17 protein-coding genes and 1 pseudogene are annotated in these 17,319 nt (G+C 58.8%); 14 read left to right on the top strand and 4 right to left on the bottom strand.

Annotated features, from left to right (window positions below; translation table 11 throughout):
• Positions 1–347: 347 nt before the first annotated feature.
• Complete coding sequence (locus ACE04I_RS17180) at positions 348–878, bottom strand: dihydrofolate reductase family protein (protein WP_046796929.1); 531 nt, start codon at positions 876–878, stop codon at positions 348–350.
• A 224-nt stretch (positions 879–1,102) separates the two neighbouring features.
• On the opposite strand from ACE04I_RS17180, the gene ACE04I_RS17175 reads away from it, so the two are divergent.
• The 7 genes from ACE04I_RS17175 (at position 1,103) to ACE04I_RS17145 (ending at position 8,496) form a co-directional block, all read left to right on the top strand.
• Positions 1,103–1,522 carry a transposase gene (locus ACE04I_RS17175; protein ID WP_487207363.1) on the top strand — a complete coding sequence of 140 codons (420 nt, stop codon included), beginning with the start codon at positions 1,103–1,105 and terminating at the stop codon, positions 1,520–1,522.
• Positions 1,498–1,908, top strand: a complete 411-nt coding sequence (locus tag ACE04I_RS17170; RefSeq protein WP_487207408.1) for an IS5 family transposase — start codon at positions 1,498–1,500, stop codon at positions 1,906–1,908. Before ACE04I_RS17175 ends, ACE04I_RS17170 begins: the two co-directional genes overlap by 25 nt.
• A gap of 450 nt (positions 1,909–2,358) precedes the next feature.
• A complete protein-coding gene (gene repA / locus ACE04I_RS17165) occupies positions 2,359–3,522 on the top strand; it encodes a plasmid partitioning protein RepA (protein ID WP_137326556.1) in 1,164 nt (387 codons plus the stop codon).
• Positions 3,519–4,535, top strand: coding sequence for a plasmid partitioning protein RepB (gene repB, locus ACE04I_RS17160; RefSeq protein ID WP_487207362.1), 1,017 nt, complete (start codon positions 3,519–3,521; stop codon positions 4,533–4,535). The genes repA and repB overlap by 4 nt, the downstream gene beginning before the upstream one ends.
• 196 nt (positions 4,536–4,731) lie before the next feature.
• Complete coding sequence (repC, locus tag ACE04I_RS17155; protein ID WP_487207361.1) at positions 4,732–6,057, top strand: plasmid replication protein RepC; 1,326 nt, start codon at positions 4,732–4,734, stop codon at positions 6,055–6,057.
• A 54-nt stretch (positions 6,058–6,111) separates the two neighbouring features.
• Entirely contained in the window at positions 6,112–6,483 is a 372-nt protein-coding gene (locus tag ACE04I_RS17150; protein WP_487207360.1) for a hypothetical protein, read from the top strand.
• Positions 6,484–6,591: 108 nt separating this feature from the next.
• A complete protein-coding gene (locus ACE04I_RS17145) occupies positions 6,592–8,496 on the top strand; it encodes an AI-2E family transporter (RefSeq protein ID WP_245282179.1) in 1,905 nt (634 codons plus the stop codon).
• Positions 8,497–8,570: 74 nt separating this feature from the next.
• Here ACE04I_RS17145 and ACE04I_RS17140 read toward each other — a convergent pair whose 3' ends face one another.
• Positions 8,571–9,614, bottom strand: coding sequence for an alpha/beta fold hydrolase (locus tag ACE04I_RS17140; RefSeq protein ID WP_487207359.1), 1,044 nt, complete (start codon positions 9,612–9,614; stop codon positions 8,571–8,573).
• A gap of 355 nt (positions 9,615–9,969) precedes the next feature.
• Here ACE04I_RS17140 and ACE04I_RS17135 point away from each other — a divergent pair, with 355 nt between their 5' ends.
• The 4 genes and pseudogenes from ACE04I_RS17135 to ACE04I_RS17120 all read left to right on the top strand — a co-directional run.
• A complete protein-coding gene (locus ACE04I_RS17135; protein WP_046796936.1) occupies positions 9,970–10,470 on the top strand; it encodes a YciE/YciF ferroxidase family protein in 501 nt (166 codons plus the stop codon).
• Between the two features lie 312 nt (positions 10,471–10,782).
• Positions 10,783–11,034: a GlsB/YeaQ/YmgE family stress response membrane protein gene (locus ACE04I_RS17130; protein ID WP_046796937.1), complete on the top strand. Its 252-nt coding sequence runs from the start codon at positions 10,783–10,785 to the stop codon at positions 11,032–11,034.
• A 28-nt stretch (positions 11,035–11,062) separates the two neighbouring features.
• Positions 11,063–11,548, top strand: a complete 486-nt coding sequence (locus tag ACE04I_RS17125; RefSeq protein WP_046796938.1) for a YidB family protein — start codon at positions 11,063–11,065, stop codon at positions 11,546–11,548.
• Positions 11,549–11,693: 145 nt separating this feature from the next.
• A pseudogene (locus ACE04I_RS17120) lies at positions 11,694–11,814 on the top strand (IS3 family transposase); the annotation flags it as partial.
• A 27-nt stretch (positions 11,815–11,841) separates the two neighbouring features.
• On the opposite strand, the gene ACE04I_RS17115 reads toward ACE04I_RS17120, so the two are convergent.
• Positions 11,842–12,321 carry a MarR family winged helix-turn-helix transcriptional regulator gene (locus tag ACE04I_RS17115; RefSeq protein WP_046796939.1) on the bottom strand — a complete coding sequence of 160 codons (480 nt, stop codon included), beginning with the start codon at positions 12,319–12,321 and terminating at the stop codon, positions 11,842–11,844.
• A 52-nt stretch (positions 12,322–12,373) separates the two neighbouring features.
• Here ACE04I_RS17115 and ACE04I_RS17110 point away from each other — a divergent pair, with 52 nt between their 5' ends.
• Together ACE04I_RS17110 and ACE04I_RS17105 are read left to right on the top strand one after the other, a co-directional pair.
• Complete coding sequence (locus tag ACE04I_RS17110) at positions 12,374–13,885, top strand: FAD-dependent oxidoreductase (RefSeq protein WP_487207358.1); 1,512 nt, start codon at positions 12,374–12,376, stop codon at positions 13,883–13,885.
• On the top strand, positions 13,885–15,135 hold the full coding sequence (locus ACE04I_RS17105) for an MFS transporter (protein WP_487207357.1): 1,251 nt from the start codon (positions 13,885–13,887) through the stop codon (positions 15,133–15,135). Before ACE04I_RS17110 ends, ACE04I_RS17105 begins: the two co-directional genes overlap by 1 nt.
• A gap of 193 nt (positions 15,136–15,328) precedes the next feature.
• On the opposite strand, the gene ACE04I_RS17100 is transcribed toward ACE04I_RS17105, so the two are convergent.
• Positions 15,329–16,105 (bottom strand): FadR/GntR family transcriptional regulator, encoded by a 777-nt coding sequence (locus ACE04I_RS17100; RefSeq protein WP_046796942.1) that lies wholly within the window; start codon positions 16,103–16,105, stop codon positions 15,329–15,331.
• A gap of 216 nt (positions 16,106–16,321) precedes the next feature.
• Between ACE04I_RS17100 and ACE04I_RS17095 the strand changes: the two genes are divergently transcribed.
• Positions 16,322–17,293 (top strand): substrate-binding domain-containing protein, encoded by a 972-nt coding sequence (locus ACE04I_RS17095; RefSeq protein ID WP_487207356.1) that lies wholly within the window; start codon positions 16,322–16,324, stop codon positions 17,291–17,293.
• Positions 17,294–17,319: the final 26 nt, after the last annotated feature.

Below are 17,319 nucleotides of genomic sequence, written 5' to 3'. Positions count from 1 at the left end.
GAGTGAGCGGTTTGGTTTCATCACCGCCCATTAATCATGCCGTAGCTTGCATCGAAGAAAATTGGAGTGCCTGCCACTCGTCGCCGGTGCCGAAGCTTCTTGGCGAGCTAAGCGCACCTTTCGCTGTCAGGTGCGAATCTGCATGGCAGGATTATAGACCAAGCACATCGTTTTCGCCATACCCCTACACGGCAGCCCCTCCCCTCTCCCCATTTCAGTTGAGCGGAAACTGGTCCGCGAACCGCCTACACCTCCCATGAGGTTCCGCACGCACGACCAAGGTCGGGCAACTGCTGCCGCTGATCATGAAAGTTATAGGATCAGCAGTTTGCCGGTTCGGCGCGCGGTTAAGCGGGAACGTATGTCAATCTGATCACGCTCTCGCCAAATCGGTCGCTCGCCACGAGGCGCAGCGGCGGTTGCGGGCCGGCGAAGAACGGCTTGCCGCAACCAAGCACGACGGGATGGAGGTACAACCGATATTCATCGACAAGACCAAGGTCCGTCAGGCTTCGTGCCAGCTCAGGTCCGGAAACTTCAATCACGCCATCCAATCGAGCCTTGAGACCGCCTATCACCACCTCGATGTCATCAGCGACCAGAGTGGCATTCGGCCCGACGGACTTCAGCGAGCGCGACACGACCCATTTCGGTTGGCTGCGCCAGGCTGCAGCATAGTCGCGCTCCTCCTCGCCCCACGCCGCATGATCTTCGTCCCAATACCGCATCACCTCGTACATGCGGCGGCCGTACACGCTGCCGGCCAAACCGCGCACGTCGTCGATAAAATGACGGAAGAGCGCGGGCTCGGGCGTAAACGCCGTGTGGTCGACATATCCATCCAGGGATTGGTTCAAAGCGAACACGAGCTTCGCCATGCTGCAGGATCTCCTCCCCACATGCCTCAAAAGGTATGAATCCATGCTACGCCGAAATAAAGCCGGTCACAACCAGGCCGTCCTCTCGCTCGCCAGGCCAACCCCACTCCCGGTCGTCCCAACGAAAGGTTATGGCATAATGCCAACCTGCGGCAAGTGTTCGTGAAGCATGGCCGGCTGCTCCACGCGGGGGGGGAATACAACGCGCCGAGCAGCAGTGGGAGTTGCCACCTGGCAACTCCCAGCTATGTCACCTAAGACCTTGCTCCGAAGAAGGCCAAGCAAAATGGAATACCCGAGATCGATGTCCGGGTTACGGCTCGCAGGCAATCGACCCAGGAGCCACGTCCGTCGTTGGGCCGGCGCTAGGCTCTGCACTCATAAATGGAATCTTCTACATCCTGCGCACCGGCTCGCCCTCGCGGGACCTGCCCGAGCGCTACGGCCCCTATACGATCGCTTATAACGGCTACAACCGATGGGCCAAGGCGGGCGTATGGCTACGTGTGTTCGAGGCTCTGGCATCCGCTTCACCACAGTCGATGCAGTTGATCGACAGCTCCATCATCCGCGCCCACCAGCATGCCGCCGGTGGTAAAAAAGGGGCCCGTATCACGCCATCGGCCGTTCTCGTGGAGGACTGACCAGCAAGATCCACGTCGTCGTCGACGAGAACAGACTCCCGGTCCGTGTCGCGCTGACGTCAGGGCAGGCGTCCGATAAGGCTGCGGCGCCCGGACTGCTCGAAGGGCTACCCGCCTCCACCGTCGTCGCCGACCGCGGCTATGACTGGCAGCATCTGATCGACCTGGTCGGCCAGCGCGGCGGACAGGCTCATATTCCCACCCAACGCGACCGCAAGGTTCAGCGATCGGTCGATCCCGAAATCTACCGGCAGCGCAACCTCGTCGAGCGCTTCTTCTGCAAGCTCAAACACTTCCGCAGGGTCGCAACCCGCTATGACAAGCTGGCCAGAAACTTCCTCGCAGCCGCCCGACTATGGATGCGGGTTTATGAGACCACTACCTAGCTCTGTTCAGGCAGCATCGTTCACGCGCCCTTCCGATGAGAAGGCGCTCCGCCGAAGTTGCCAGATGGCAACTCCGGCCTTGTTAACTGAATTGCCTCCTGACGACTCGCGACAGGAAGGAGACGGCGTCCGCATCACATGTCCGGTCGTGCCGATTCTGCCTCCTGGGAGAAAAATGCGGGGGCAAGCGTCGCGACAATAGCTATTCGTCGCCGTGCATGAGAGGGCAGGGCCGCGGATGACGTTGGCTTTTTCGAACGGGCAGGGCAGTCTAAACGTACTTGAAGATCACCTTCGGCATGGTTAATCTTTCATTAACCCTAATTCCCTTGCTAAGAATCGCGACTCGCGGCATCTTCCCTACGAAATATTCATCCATTACGGAGAATTATCGTAGTTATGGCGAAGGCTCGTAGTCAGTTCTCCCCCACACTTACACCAAAGCGCCCGATGACCGAGGTCATCGCCGCCGACGGCGCCGCACTGTCTCAGGAATTGCAGGCAATGCGCCAGGCGCTCTTTCCGCCGGTATCACAAAAGACCCTGCGGTCCTTCTCCTCTGTAGAATCGGCGAAGCTGATTGGCATCGCCGATGCCTATCTTCGGCAACTCTCGCTGAACGGCAAGGGACCGCAGCCGGCCATCAGCCCCGGAGGAAGGCGCTCCTACACGCTCGACCAGATCAACGAGATCCGCGCCGTCCTGGATGAGAATTCCAAGGGCAAACGCTATGTCCCGCACCGGCGTGGCGACGAGCACTGCCAGGTCATGGCCGTGCTCAACTTCAAGGGTGGCAGCGGCAAGACCACGACCGCCGCGCATCTGGCGCAATATCTCGCCCTTCAGGGTCACCGCGTGCTTGCCGTCGATCTCGATCCGCAGGCTTCGCTCACCGCGCTGCACGGCTACCAGCCCGAATACGATATCGGCTCCAACGAGACCATGTACGCCGCCATACGCTATGACGAGCAGCGCCGTCCGTTGAGCGACGTGGTGCGCAAGACCTATATTCCCGGCCTCGATCTCGTTCCCGGCAATCTCGAACTCATGGAATTTGAGCACGACACGCCCCGCGCGCTTGCCGAGCGTTCGGCCGAACCCTTCTTCGGCCGCGTGGCTTCAGCACTGGGCACCGTCTCAGACAATTACGACGTGATGGTCCTCGATTGCCCGCCGCAGCTCGGTTTCCTGACGCTCGGCGCGCTTTGCGCCTCGACCGGGCTCCTGATCACCGCCCACCCGCAAATGCTGGACGTCATGTCGATGTGCCAGTTCCTGCTGATGACATCCGACCTGCTGAGCGTCGTCCAGGATTCCGGCGGCGACCTCGACTATGATTTCATCCGCTATGTGGTGACGCGCTACGAGCCTTCCGACGGCCCGCAAACGCAGGTGGTTGGCTTCATGCGGTCATTGTTCCGCGAGCGCGTTCTGACGAACCATATGCTGAAATCCACCGCGATTTCGGATGCCGGGCTTTCCAAGCAGACGCTTTACGAGGTCGGGCGCGAGAACTTTTCCAAGAACACCTATGACCGCGCGATGGAATCGCTCGACGCGGTCAATGGCGAAATCGAAAGCCTCATCAGGCAGGCCTGGGGGAGGGCGGCATGAGCCGGAAAGACACTCTGAAAGCAATGCTATCCCGGCGGGAGCAGGAGTTGCCAGATGGCAACTCGAATGATGCAGCACCCCCGACGGAAGCGCCGGAAAAGTCGCTGCAACACATACGCTCCGGCGCGGTCGGAGCCATGAGCCGTTCTCTCGGCCATATCGCCAGCGCGGCCGATCAGGCGAGGGCATTGATCGCCTCGGGTTCGGCGGTGGTGGAAATACCGACCGAAAAGATCGAGGGCTCCTTCGTTTCCGACCGTCTGCCTGACGAAGGCGAAGACTATCAGCGGCTGGTCGAAGCCATCCGCGAATCCGGGCAGAAGAGCCCCATCCTGGTCAGGCCTCACCCTTCAAAGCCGGACAGATATCAGATCGCCTTCGGTCACCGCCGCGTGCGGGTGCTCGCCTCGCTCGCTCGTCCCGTCAAGGCAGTCGTCCAGAATCTGACAGATGAAGAGCTCGTCGTCATCCAGGGCCAGGAAAACGCCGCCCGTTCGGATCTCAGCTATATCGAGCGCGGACTTTTTGCACTCGCTCTCGAAGAGCGCGGTTTCGACCGGCGCGTCATCATGTCCTCGCTGGGAATCGAGAAAACCCAGCTTTCAAAGCTGATGAGCGTCGCGCATTCGCTGCCGCGCACATTGATCGAAGCGATCGGCCCGGCGCCGAAGGCAGGCCGTCCCAGATGGATGGCGCTCGCCGAGCGTCATGCCGAAGGAAAGAACGAGGCGGCGCTCAAGGAACTCCTGCAAAGCACCCGGTTCAGGGATGCTGATTCCGACAGCCGCTTCAGTCAGGTCATGGCTCTGCTCTCCGTTAGAGGCGCAAAGCCGAAACCCGAGACGATCAAGAGCGAGGCGGGAGCAAAGCTCGCATCCGTCGAGCGGAGCGGAACCAAGGTCAATCTGGTTTTTGATGATCGGGCCGCACCTGCTTTTGCCGATTTCGTCGCCTCGCAGCTCGAGCAACTGCATCGCGATTATCTTCAGAGCCGATCGGTCCTCCAGGACTGAGTCATCGCTATTAGACGAGTTCAACCCGCAAAGGAGCAACCCGCAAAAGAAAAAGGCCCCCAAGCGACCGAAGTCGTGGAAGCCTTCCTCTGATTTCTAGCAAGATCGAGAATCGCATTTCCACGAATCACAGTCAAGAGTCTTTGGCACCGTTTTGGTGAGCGGATTTCTTTTGCCTATGCGTAGGTGAAGGAAAATGGAGAGTGGAACTGTCACGACGCCCTTTGGGCGGCGGTCGATATCGCTTGCCTTCCTGGCAAGTCAAATGCAAGCCGAGGATATCGAGCCCGATTTCCGGCGCAACAAATGGAAGCTTTTCAGGGCTATCTGCGAGGCGCGGCCCTCTCTCGGCGTGACTGATCGAGCGCTTACCGTTCTCGATGCGCTCTTGAGCTTCTATCCAGAAGAGGAGCTTTCCGCCGAGCGGGGGCTGGTCGTCTTTCCCTCGAATGCGCAGCTTTCGCTTCGTGCACGCGGTATGGCCGCGGCCACGCTCAGGCGCCATCTGGCCATTCTCGTCGATTCCGGACTGATCATCCGCAAGGACAGCCCTAACGGAAAGCGCTACGCACGGCGCGACAGGGCAGGGGAGATCGACGAAGCTTACGGTTTCTCGCTTGCACCGCTTCTTTCCCGCGCCAGCGAGATAGAAAGCCTGGCCGCTCGTTCCGTCGCCGATCGGCAATTGCTGAGAGCTGCCAAGGAACGCCTGACGATATGCCGCCGCGACGTGACCAAGGTGATCACCGGCGCCCTCAACGAAGGCCTTGCCGGCGACTGGCTGAGCCTTTCGGCCGAACTCCACGGCCTCATTGAACAGTTTCCGCGCGTTGCGAAGCTAGACGCCTTGTTGCCAATCCTCACCCGAATGGAGGAACTGCGCGAGAGAACGTTCAAGCTTTTGAACGCACAGCTAAAAACGGAAAAAATGAGCGGCAATGAGTCTCAAATTGAGCGCCACAAACAGGATTCAGAATCCTATTTCCCTTCTGAATCTGAACCCGGCCATATCAGCAACCGAACTACATCCGTCAAGGAACTTACCGCGTCACCTTATGAAGAACCGGAAGTGATCAACCGCCACTCTCCCCATGACCACCCGTCCTCGTCGGAGAGCGCCCCAGCCTTCAAATTCTCCCTCGAGACCGTCCATCGGGCCTGCCCGGAAATACAGGCCTATGGTCCGGGCGGAGAAATCCGCAACTGGCGGGATCTGATCACGGCAGCAGCGGTCGTTCGCTCGACGCTGGCGGTGAGCACCTCGGCTTACGAGGAAGCGAGTTCCGTCATGGGACCGCAGGCAACCGCAATGGTGATGGCCTGCATTCTCGAAAGAGGAGAACGCATTGGTTCGGCCGGGGGATATCTGAGACACCTCACACGCCGCGCAGCCAAGGGAGAATTCGCAGTGGGGCCGATGCTGATGGCATTGCTGCGCACGCAGACTTCACAGAAGAGGTCATCATCAGCATCACCCGGTATCAACCGGCAATCGCTGCCGAAAATGGCTGCCATCCGGTAACGAAACAAAACGTCTCACTAGGTTTCGAATGCTTCGTGCTCACCAATGACATCAATGGATTATGATTTTCGCACGGCTGCTCAATTTCCGCGTCCCCAAGGCACGCGTTCTATGATGCATCTCAATTGGGGAAGGATAGGCTTTTCAAAACCAAAGGCGGCTGCGGCCGTTTGCGGCTTGCCTCTTCTGTACATGCCTTCGCGCAATGCAGATGCTCTCCTTTCCGGTATAGGCATATCGCCGGCCGATTTAGTCCGGCAAAGCAATCCGTTCTATCTTGCTTTTCCCTGCTCTTCAAAAAGGCCAAAGTTCGAGACCTTCGGCGTGAGGTCTGATTTCCCGCTACGTGGACACGTCCTGCGCAACCAGGCGAAGCATCATGATTGCCAAGTCCTGTCTTCGCCCTACCTCGATGAGATCAGTTGACGAGCTCCAGTTTGGCGGCTTCGAGCCTGGGGTCAGGAGGTGATTTTGCAAAATGAGCTCGGCGGCCCTCGCCGCCTCTATTCCATTTCGCCGTCGGGACCCTCGCGCATGCCTGCCTTTGCGTCGGTGCTCGCGGTCGTGGCCATCCTCTATTTTGCGAAGGAGGTGCTCCTTCCGCTGGCGATCGCGGTCCTCTTGACGTTCGCCCTGGCACCCATCTCATCCCGTCTTCGCAAACTCGGACTTCCGCGGATCCTGGCGGTAATCACCACCGTCGTGCTTGCCTTCCTTGGCCTCACCCTATTCGCTCTTGTGGTGGCCGGACAGGTCGCCGAGGTGGCACAAAACCTACCTGCCTATCAGGGCAACATCATCGGAAAGATACGTTCTCTCCAGGAGAGCGGAACTGACAACGGCATCGTGCGACGTCTGACCTCGGTCATCGAAAGCGTCGGGCGCGAAATCAACAATGCCGGGCAGAACCAGGCTACTCCAGGTTCAGCTTCCCCCTCGAGAGAACCGATGCTCGTCGAGATATTCGCGCCCAGCCGGCCGATCGAAACGCTCACAAGTCTTATCAGCCCGCTGCTTGGACCGATTGCCTCGTTAGGTCTCATCATCGTCGTCGTCATCTTCATGCTTCTGGAGCGAGAGGAACTCCGTGATCGCTTTATCCGGCTTGTTGGCTATGGAGACCTGCATCGCACGACGGAGGCGCTCCAGGAGGCCGGCAGCCGCGTTGCGCTCTATCTTCTGATGCAGTTGGTCGTGAACTGCGCCTATGGAATCCCGCTGGCGCTCGGCCTGTGGGCGGTCGGCATCCCCAACGCCGTGCTGTGGGGGATGCTGGCCATCGTGCTTCGGTTCGTTCCTTACATCGGCCCTGTCATAGCGACGGTGCTGCCGCTCTTCTTGGCCTTCGCCGTCGATCCGGGCTGGAGCCTAGTTCTTTGGGTCGCGGCGATATTCCTGGTGCTGGAATTGACCAGCAACAACATCGTCGAACCATGGCTCTATGGTTCCCGCACCGGGCTTTCTCCGCTGGCCATCATCGTCGCGGCGATCTTTTGGGCATGGCTGTGGGGGCCGGTAGGCCTCATCCTGTCGACGCCGCTGACCGTGTGCCTGGCCGTCCTCGGTCGTTACGTGCCCCAGTTCGAGTTCCTCGAGGTCCTGTTTGGCAGCGAGCCGGTGCTTGATCCCAAGGAACGCCTTTACCAGAGGCTGTTGGCAGGTGATCCCGACGAGGCTACTGACCAGGCTGAGGAGATGCTCGAAGAAGATTACCTCGAAGACTACTACGGCAAGGTCGCCATTCCCGCTCTTCTGCTCGCGGAGCGGGACCGTCGTCGAGGCGTCCTGACAGCAGGGCAGATGGAGCAGGTATACGAAACGGCGACAACGCTGGTCTCGAACCTTGAAGACATCGCGCAGGAGGAAGAGCAGGAGGCGGAAGAGGAGGAGAAAAGCAAGGCGACGGGCGAGATCCCCAAGGCTCCTTCTGAGGAGCAAAATAGCAGTGAAGAAGAGGAACTGCCGGACGGGACTGGGAAGACCGTCATCTGCATTGGCGGCAGAGGCCCTCTTGATGACGCCTCCGCGGCGATGCTGGCTCAGGTGCTTCAGGTGCAAGGAGCCGAAGTCGTGACGGCAAGGCACTCCGATATCACCAACCGCCGAAGCCGCGATCTCATTCCAAAAGAAGCCAACGCCGTTGTTGTTTGTTTCCTGAACGAGGACTCTGCCAAGCATGCGGGCATTCTTATGCGCCGTTTCAAGCGCATCTACCCCACCTCACGTGTGGGGGCGGTGCTGTGGTCCGACAGCGAGGACGCGCGACCATTGTCGGCGCAAAAGGACGCTGACTTTACAGCCTCCAGGTTGACTGATGCTGCCCGTGAGGCGCTCTCAGAGGCTCCATTGATCCCCGTGACAACTCCTCGAAAGCTCCAGATCCGGACTCGCCGGTCTGCAACACGGCCGCCAATTGCGTCCGCCGACGCAGAGACATAGGTGTAGATGCATCCGGAAAGGTGCTTGGCCATTCACTCAGGAGAGAAGGCCCGCTTGCGCGGGCCCTTGCTTCCTTACAATGTCTTCAAGCCATCAAGCAGCGCCTGATGGAACCTTTCCGGATCCTGGATTTGCGGTGAGTGGCCAAGATCATCGAACTCGACGAGCTTGGCGTCTGGGATCGCTTCGGCTGCCTGCTTGCCGAGTTGCGTGTAGTCGCCAAGCTTGGATGCGAGCTCTTGCGACGCGCGGTTGGCTCCTGGTGCGGTCTTGTCGGTCATGCCAATCAAAAGCAGCGTCGGCACCTTTATTTGTGGAAACTCATAAACCACAGGCTGGGTAAACACCATGTCGGAGGTCAAGGCTTGGTTCCATGCGACTTGTTCTCCGCCATCGCCTTCATACATGCCCGCACTCATCGCCACCCATCTGTCGTATTCCGGTTCCCAATTGCCCGAATAGTAGATCTTCTGCTGGTAAGCCTTGATGCTGGCGAAGGTCGTCTTCTTCTCGCCCTCAAATGCTGCATCAATCGTCTGATAGGGCACGCCCTTAGTCTTCCAATCCTCCAGGCCAAGCGGATTGACCATTATAAGCTGTTCGGTCGCATCCGGGTACATTAAGGCAAAGCGAGACGCGAGCATGCCGCCCATGGAGTGGCCGACGATCGTCGCCTTCTTGATACCGCGCTGATCGAGGAGCGCCTTGGTATTTTCCGCCAGCTGATGAAAACTGAACTGATATACCTGCGGCTTGCTCGACTTGCAAAAGCCAACCTGATCCGGGGCGATCACACGATAACCGGCTCGCGTCAGGCGATTTATGGTATCTTCCCAGGTGGCCCCGCAGAAATTCTTCCCGTGCAGCAGCACGACAGTCCGACCATTCGGATTTTCCGCTGCGATGTCCATGAACGACATTTCGAGTGGCTGGCCCTGACTGGTCACATGAAAGATCTCGGTCCTGAATGGATAATCAAAGCCCTCGAGGCGGGAGCCGTAGGTTGGGTGCTCTACCTGCGACTTACCGGTGTCTTCTTGTGCAGTCGCCGGAAAGACAGCGCCGCTCATAAAGAACGGCACCGCTACGGCTAGGGAAAATAGCTGTCGTGAGGGCATGAAAACTCCTTTTTGCGGTCACCCGACGCAGACTGTGCGCCGGATCGCGCGTTCAGGTAGGAGAGATCCAGGACTAAGATAAGGGAGGATAACGGCCCCGTGAAAAGGATTGCTCTGTAAAAGATCGTAGTCCGGCTTCGCTGATTTCCCCGGAATGTAGGTCCCGAATTTGGCTAGAGTCGATTTCCAAGACCAGTTCTCGGCGCCGTGTTGCACAAGAGAGAAAGAGAGACGCTCTCAAGACCATTCCGGAGGCACTCGGTGGTGACGGTCATCACTCGCTGGCCATTAGCGCTGGAACTTTTCAGCCAAATTTAAGTTGAACTGCGCTACTTACAATCAGGAGGACCCAACTGTGGCAGCGACCAAAACTCTCGATGACCTGTTCGTTGATACTCTCAAGGACATCTACTTTGCGGAAAAGCAGATCTTGAAGGCGCTCCCAAAGATGGCACGAGCGGCGCAGTCCGAGGAAGGCAAAGCCGGCTTCCTGCAGCATCGTGATGAAACGCAAGGTCAGATCGAGCGTCTCGAACAGGTGTTCGAGCTTGTCGGGAAGGCCGCACGCGGGAAAACTTGCGAAGCGATCCAGGGCCTCATTGCCGAGGGCGAAGAAATCATGGAAGAATTCAAAGGCTCTCCAGCTCTCGATGCGGGGCTGATCTCATCGGCCCAGGCCGTCGAGCACTATGAGATTGCGCGGTACGGCACCTTGATTGAATGGGCAAAGCAGCTTGGCCTAAAAGAGGCTGTGCCGCTGCTGCAGGCGAACCTTGCCGAAGAGGAAGCGACCGACAAGAAGTTGACGCAACTTGCGAAAGCTTCCGCAAACGTCAAAGGCACAAAAGCGGCCTAACGATGCTGCAGCGATCAGGAAAATCGTGTGATCGGCGATGCGCGGCAGAATCGATATTCCAACAGCATGGTGGGATACGTCCCGGGGGCAGATAATGGACCCGTGGTTTCACCGACGGAATAGTGGCCGCGGCGGCTCTTAAAGACTGGCGGGCCGGCAAGAGACATAAGGTTGCTTCTTGTCCGTGTCGCGCTAGGTATGATTTTTCCAATGCCTCCTTTGGTTATTTCCAAAGGAGGGAGCCTCGGGACCCGCCAATGCAATTTAGCTGACCTGCATTCACGCTGCCCAATCAGACGAGGAACTTCTGCAATGGGGATAATCTGGACCATCATCATTGGCTTTGCCGCCGGTATCGTGGCTAAGCTCATCGTGCCTGGTGAAAACGAGCCGAAGGGTTTTGTCCTGACGACAATCCTTGGCATTGTTGGGGCTTTCGTGGCCTCCTATCTGGGGCAGGCATTGGGGTGGTATAACGCCAACCAGGGCGCCGGGTTCATCGGCGCCATCGTCGGCGCCGTGATCGTTTTGCTCGTATGGGGTGCCGTCGCCCGGCGCGCTTGAGAGTTCAACAAGCAGAAAGGAACCGACAATGGCTTCATCTCGCAACACCATGCCCTCGCTTGCGGCGCTATTGGGTCTATTGGCAGTCGCCGGTTATCAGAATCGCGATAAGCTGGGCCAGATCTTTCAGGGCTCGAAAGCCGGTGCCCAGAACGGTGGCGGCATATTCGGCGAAATCGGCAAAATGTTCGGCGGCTCCGAAGAAGGTTCGCTCAGCAAAGGCCTGGGGGAACTTGTGGATGCATTCAAAAGCGGCGGAAACCATGAGGAGGCAGACTCCTGGGTCAGCGCCCAAAAGCCGTCTAAAGGCATTTCCCCAGAGCAGGTCGAATCGTCAATCGGCAGAGATACCCTCCAGGAATTGGCCGCAAAGACCGGCCTGGACTACCATGAGCTGCTGGAGCGTCTTTCGACCTCTATTCCGGACGCCGTCGACAAGATGACCCCCAACGGTCAGTTGCCGCAGACCGACGAGGAAGTCTTTGGGCGACCTGCTGGCCCCGCCTCCGCATAGCGGCGTCGCATATGAAATAATACCCGGAAGCTCCGGACATGCTCCCTGCTTTGCTAGGTGTGAGGAGTAATGTTGGCAAAATGGCTCTAGTAGCAGTTTTAAGATAGGCGCCCTGTCCGGCCCGAGCGCGGCCGTCGTTCCATGGGCGCTGATCGTGACGGCCGCTGAGGAAGCTGTCCCCCCTTCGGAATACCGGGTGCTAGGCGATGGATTTGCAGCGCCTGCTGGGCAAGAAGACAATGGAGAGTGAAATCCTCAAGGAGGCCGCCAATTGATTGGATGATCTCGACATCCTAGGTGGCTTCCGGCTCTTCGTTTACAGCATCGGCAAACTTGCGCATGAGGCGTACAAGTTCGTCGACGTCGTGCTGGTTCCAAGATTTGAAGACCGAGCGAGCAAGCTTCTCTCGCGCTGCATCGATCTTGTCCGTCATCGCCTTGCCCTTCATCGTGACGACAACCTCATTGACCCGCTTGTCGGTGGCGCTCTGCCTGCGCTCGACTAAATCGAGACTTTCCAGTTTCGTCACCTGCCGGCTGACCGTGCTGTAATCGCGGCCAGTTCCGTCGGCAAGTTCCACTATACCAATTGGGCCCCGTCGCTCGATTCCCACCAGCAGTGGAAATAGCGCCCGGTCAAGCGCGATTCCGGCCTCCCTTACCATCTGCTCATCGCGCTGGGGACGGTTCATCAGAGTAACGATATCGATCAACGCATCATGGAGTTGGCGTATCTGATGGCGCTCGATATGTGTATTTTTCACATTCTTCATTGACGGTTTCCGGTTTGTACATTATGTGCATATTACACATAAGGAGATCGACATGACAAATGATTTTGCGGCAGATGTGCTCATCTGCGGCGCGGGAGCGGCTGGCCTGACGCTAGGGATCGAGCTTGCACGGCGAGGGATATCTTTCCGGCTGATCGAGAAGATGATCCAACCCTTTCCTGGTTCGCGTGGGAAGGGGATACAGCCTAGGACGCAGGAAATTTTCGAGGACATTGGAATCCTGGACAAGGTGGTTGCCGCTGGGGGCATCTATCCGCCTTTGCACGAGTATCAGGACGATGGCACCTATGTGGAAAAGAACCCGATTGAGAATGTGGACCCGGCACCCGCTGAGCCCTACCACATTCCGCTGATGATCCCGCAGTTTCTCACGGAAAGGATCATGCGAGAACGGTTGAGGGAGTTCGGGCGTCAGGTCGAGTTCGGTTTTCAGCTGTGCAGTTTTGAACAAAACCAGGATGGGGTCGTTGCGCGGATCACTGGACCGGACGGCGAGAAGGCAATTCGTACTCGCTATCTTATCGGAGCGGACGGAGGCCGAAGCTTCGTGCGTGGCGCGCTGGACATCAATTTTCCGGGCAAGACGTTAGGCGCGCGTGCGGTGGTGGCAGATGTTGCGCTGACCGGACTTAGTCGCGACGCCTGGCATCAGTTCAATCATGGGGACATGGAACGAATGGTTCATGTTTGCCCGCTTGCCGGAACCGATCTTTTCCAGATTCAGGCACCCATTCCGCTGGAGGGAGAATTCGACCTCTCGGCAGACGGGCTCGGAAGGATGATCAGCGAGCGGACAGGCCGCGACGACGTTCAGGTGCATTCGGTGACGTGGGTATCTGCCTATATGATGAACGCCCGGCTTGCAGACCGGTACCGGGTTGGCCGGGTGTTCCTTGTTGGCGATGCCGCGCATATCCATCCGCCGACGGGTGGCCAGGGACTGAATACCAGCGTTCAGGATGCTTATAATCTAGGGTGGAAGCTGGCCGCGGTGCTCGATGGCGCGCCGGATCGCCTGCTCGACAGCTACGAAGATGAGCGGCGCCCCGTCGCAGAAGCGGTACTTGGTCTATCCAGCCGTCTGCTCGATGCGCAGAAGCAAGGTGAGATGCGGCGTGGCCGCGAGGTGCACCAGCTCGATATTGGCTATACAAGATCCCTTCTCTCGGGCGAGATCAGTGCACGCAGCGGGAGCCTCCGTGCGGGAGATCGCGCGCCGGACGCCTCGTTCAAGGGGGCGGCGGGCCAGCCGGCGCGGCTGTTTCAGCTTTTTCAGGGGCCTCATTGGACACTGCTCGTCCACGGACCACGACCTGAGGGCCTCACGCCACGTCCGGGGCTTCGCATTCACAGCGTCGGTCCTCGAGGCGACATCGTCGACCAGTGGGGACACATACGCGGCGCCTATGAGATGGAACCAGGGGAATGCGTGCTGATCCGTCCGGACGGTTATGTCGGCGCAACCTTTTGTGCCAACCATGCTGCGAAGCTGGAGATCTATCTGGATCGCGTCGGTCTGAGCAGTATCGAGGAAGCAGTCTGATGAGCGTCGAAAGGAGCTCTGGGAGCATCACGACGCGGGACAGGCTGGACTTGCGGTTGATGTTGCCGTTGTCTGCTATTGTGGCACTCTATGCTGCTGGCGTGGGGGCAGTTCTGCCAGTCCTGCCATTCTACCTACGTGAGATGGGGGCGAGCCCCTTCGTCTTCGGGCTTGTCCTTTCCACCGAGGCGCTCAGCCAGTCCGCGGCATCGCCTTTGCTGGGCCAGCTCTCCGACCGATTTGGTCGCAAGCGGGTCCTAATGGCGAGCCAGGCGGTGGCGATGGTCAGCCTTTTGCTGCTTGCTCTTGCGCAAAGCATCTTCATTGTCGTTCTGGCTCGCTTCCTGTTCGGTCTGACAGCTGGAAACTTCTCGGCAGCGGCCGCTTACGCAGCAGACAATAGTACGGTGGCGACGCGACGACAGGCGATCGGCGTCGTAAGCGCCAGTCTCGGTCTCGGGGCAATTGTCGGTGCAGGCATCTCGAGCGTTTTGTCTGAAACCTCGTTAACCGCCCCGATTTATATGGCTTTGACTCTGGCTGCTTCGGGACTCCTCGTGACAATCGTCTGCCTGAGAGAAGGCAAGGCCATTGGACGGAACGCCGCAAAGGTCGGTAGAGAGAAAATCTCGTTGCGCGCTGTCACAAGCTCACCTGTGATGCGTGTCCTTTTCGTTATTATGCTGTGCCACTTCTTCGCTTACGGAATGTATGTCTCGCAGCTTCCGAATTTTCTTGCCGATAGGTTCGTTTGGGATGGGCACCCTCTTGGTCCACGGGAGTTCAGCTATCTCATAGCCGCTGACGGTGCGATTAACATTCTCGTCCAGCTTTTTCTCCTCGGGTGGCTCGGTCGGTCTGTATCCGAGCGCCAATTGATCATCCTGATTTTTGGTCTCATCGCTACCGGCGTCGTGACCGCTGGGCTGGCGAACACGATTTTCCTTCTGGCCTTTGCCGTGATGTGCGTCAGCATAGGCGATGCTCTTGCAAAGCCTACCTACCTCGGGGCTCTGTCTGTCCACGTCCCTTCTGAACGGCAAGGAGTTGTCATGGGTACGGGGCAAGCGCTGGTAGCAGTAACAGATATCGTCTCGCCGGCATTCGCTGGTTTGATTCTTGGTTGGGGCTTCTATGGGGCGTGGATCGGAACTGTGGTGGCAATCGCCATAATCGGAGCTGTGATCGCCGCCACCCGCCTTCCCCGCCAGATGGAGCGAGAAAGAGTTCTCTCTGGACCGCCTCTATAACCAAGCTCGGGGTGGGAGGGCGACATTCATGAGGCGTCAATGGTTGTTCGCTCGTCCTTCGACAGGTGACGCAAAGACCGGTCAGGAACCGCTCGCTTATCAGCTTCTTCTCGAAACCCACGGTGTCGTCGCCCGGATAGCCGATCGGATGGCTTAGCGCGCGGGATCACATATATGTATGATTTTTATCGGCTCATCTTGACCTTTCAGCGAGTTCGGAGGCCCTTCGCGCCCGCCGCAGGGCATCCGTCATCTCGCTCCGGGCAACGCCGATGAGCTGCTCCATCGCGTGGCGGGCAGCTTCGGGCCGCCGCATCCGAATGGCTTCGAGCACGTCCTGATGCGTGAGGATCGCCTGCTCGTGCGATTGGCTGGCGCGGTTGGTCAGCCGGAAGCTTGCGAGCAGGGCCGCGCGGATGGCGCTGGCGAACTGGCGATAGACCCAGTTGCCGCTGGCGTTGATGATTGCCGTATGGAACTCGAGGTCGGCGCGGCTCCAGGCTTCGTTGTCGCGCGAGTTTGCCTCCACCATGTCCTCGAAAGCCTTTGAGATCTGGTAGAGTTGCCTTGCATTGGCGTTTGCGGCCGCCTGCGCAGCGGCGGCGGGCTCCAGCAACTGCCTTGCATCGATCAGCGAGGAATAGAAGGCGTCATCGGCCCCGACCGCCAGCATCACGTCGAGGACGATCGGATCGAGATAATTCCAGTTCTCGCGCGGCAGCACGATCGTTCCCGCCCGGGTGCGGGACCGCACCATGCCGAGTGCCGAAAGATACTGCATGGCCTCGCGCAGGCTGGTGCGGCTGACGCCAAACCTCTCCGTCAGCTCCGCCTCGTTCGGAAGCGTGGAGCTTTCCGGGAAAGTGCCGGAGACGATCATCTCGACAAGCTGCTGGAGAAGCGCCTCCCTCACGCTGCGTTTGCCGCGCTGGGCGATCGGTGCACCGTGCTCCGTCAATATCCGCGTCATGGTCTGCTCTGATCCCCTTGCTTGTTCCCGCAGCCAGCACGCGTGATCCGGGAAAGTCCTCGACCCGGGATCGGCCTTCTGCGCTGAATTGCAATCGGTAATATGAATGATCCGGCATTTGCGATCAAATCTTAAAATAAATCGTATTTATATTGACATTTGTCGGACGGCTTCTAATCTGGCCCGCATCGAGACCGATAAACGAGGGAGGAAGGGATGAAACTTTCGAAACACGCCGCATTGCTGGTGGCGGCCGTACTGACCGGCGCCACGACCGTCGCGGCGCAGGAGGACCTGAAGGTCGGCGCCATCTACATGGATGCGCAGGGCTTTTATGCCGGCGTGCGCAAGGGCATTCAGACCGGCGCTGCCGAGGCCGGCCGCAAGCTCGACATCGTCGAGACCAATGCTCAGGGCGATGTCAGCAAGGAATCGTCCTTCATCGATTCACTGATCTCCGCCGGCGTGCAGGCAATCATCGTCTCGCCGGTTTCCGCTGATGGCTCCTATCGCGCCATCCGCCGCGCACATGACGCCGGGATTCCGGTGGTCTGCTACAATACCTGCCTCAATGACGAGGACATGAAGGAATACATCTCGGCCTATGCGGTCGGCGGCCCCTTCGAGTTCGGCCATAAGCTCGGCGATGCCGCGGCGGACTATTTCATTGCCGAAAAGAACGAAGCGCCGAAGATCGCTGTCTTGAACTGCGAATTCGTCGAGGTTTGCGTGACAAGACGCAAGGGCTTCGAGGAGGCGCTGAAGGCCAAGGTGCCGGGTGCGCAGATCGTCGCCAACCAGGAAGGCGCGGTTCTCGACAAGGCGGTTTCCGTCGCGAGCACCATGCTGTCCTCCAATCCGGATATCGACGCCTTCTTCGGTGAGGCGGGCGGTGCCACACTCGGGGCGGCACGTGCCGTGAAAAGCCAGGGCAAGACCGGCGAGGTCGTCGTCTTCGGCGGCGACATGACGACCGAGATCGCCCAGGAGCTTGCCGATTTCTCGATCATCAAGGCAGTCGTTGACATTTCCGGCCAGGGCCTCGGCAAGCTTGCGCTGGCGCAGGCGATCAAGTCGATCGACGGCGAGCCGCCGGAAGGCATCAAGGTTCCCTACGACATCGACGTCTACAAGTCTTCCGAGGACGGCAAGGCCTGGCTCGAGGCGCATGCCGACGGCATCCCCTGATCGTTCGTCCTGATTGCCGGCTCCGA

The organism is Rhizobium moroccans (assembly GCF_057559155.1).
The sequence above is the reverse complement of the archived record's forward strand: the minus strand, read 5'-3'. Positions and strand labels throughout refer to the sequence as shown.

Excerpts from the sequence above, each read along its gene's own strand:
- repC (WP_487207361.1), top strand. The coding sequence starts at position 4,732 with ATGGAGAGTGGAACTGTCACGACGCCCTTTGGGCGGCGGTCGATATCG.
- ACE04I_RS17150 (WP_487207360.1), top strand. The coding sequence starts at position 6,112 with ATGGATTATGATTTTCGCACGGCTGCTCAATTTCCGCGTCCCCAAGGC.
- repA (WP_137326556.1), top strand. The coding sequence starts at position 2,359 with ATGACCGAGGTCATCGCCGCCGACGGCGCCGCACTGTCTCAGGAATTG.
- ACE04I_RS17100 (WP_046796942.1), bottom strand. The coding sequence starts at position 16,105 with ATGACGCGGATATTGACGGAGCACGGTGCACCGATCGCCCAGCGCGGC.
- ACE04I_RS17095 (WP_487207356.1), top strand. The coding sequence starts at position 16,322 with ATGAAACTTTCGAAACACGCCGCATTGCTGGTGGCGGCCGTACTGACC.
- ACE04I_RS17180 (WP_046796929.1), bottom strand. The coding sequence starts at position 878 with ATGGCGAAGCTCGTGTTCGCTTTGAACCAATCCCTGGATGGATATGTC.
- ACE04I_RS17145 (WP_245282179.1), top strand. The coding sequence starts at position 6,592 with ATGCCTGCCTTTGCGTCGGTGCTCGCGGTCGTGGCCATCCTCTATTTT.
- ACE04I_RS17140 (WP_487207359.1), bottom strand. The coding sequence starts at position 9,614 with ATGCCCTCACGACAGCTATTTTCCCTAGCCGTAGCGGTGCCGTTCTTT.
- ACE04I_RS17115 (WP_046796939.1), bottom strand. The coding sequence starts at position 12,321 with ATGAAGAATGTGAAAAATACACATATCGAGCGCCATCAGATACGCCAA.
- ACE04I_RS17110 (WP_487207358.1), top strand. The coding sequence starts at position 12,374 with ATGACAAATGATTTTGCGGCAGATGTGCTCATCTGCGGCGCGGGAGCG.
- ACE04I_RS17105 (WP_487207357.1), top strand. The coding sequence starts at position 13,885 with ATGAGCGTCGAAAGGAGCTCTGGGAGCATCACGACGCGGGACAGGCTG.
- repB (WP_487207362.1), top strand. The coding sequence starts at position 3,519 with ATGAGCCGGAAAGACACTCTGAAAGCAATGCTATCCCGGCGGGAGCAG.
- ACE04I_RS17125 (WP_046796938.1), top strand. The coding sequence starts at position 11,063 with ATGGCTTCATCTCGCAACACCATGCCCTCGCTTGCGGCGCTATTGGGT.
- ACE04I_RS17130 (WP_046796937.1), top strand. The coding sequence starts at position 10,783 with ATGGGGATAATCTGGACCATCATCATTGGCTTTGCCGCCGGTATCGTG.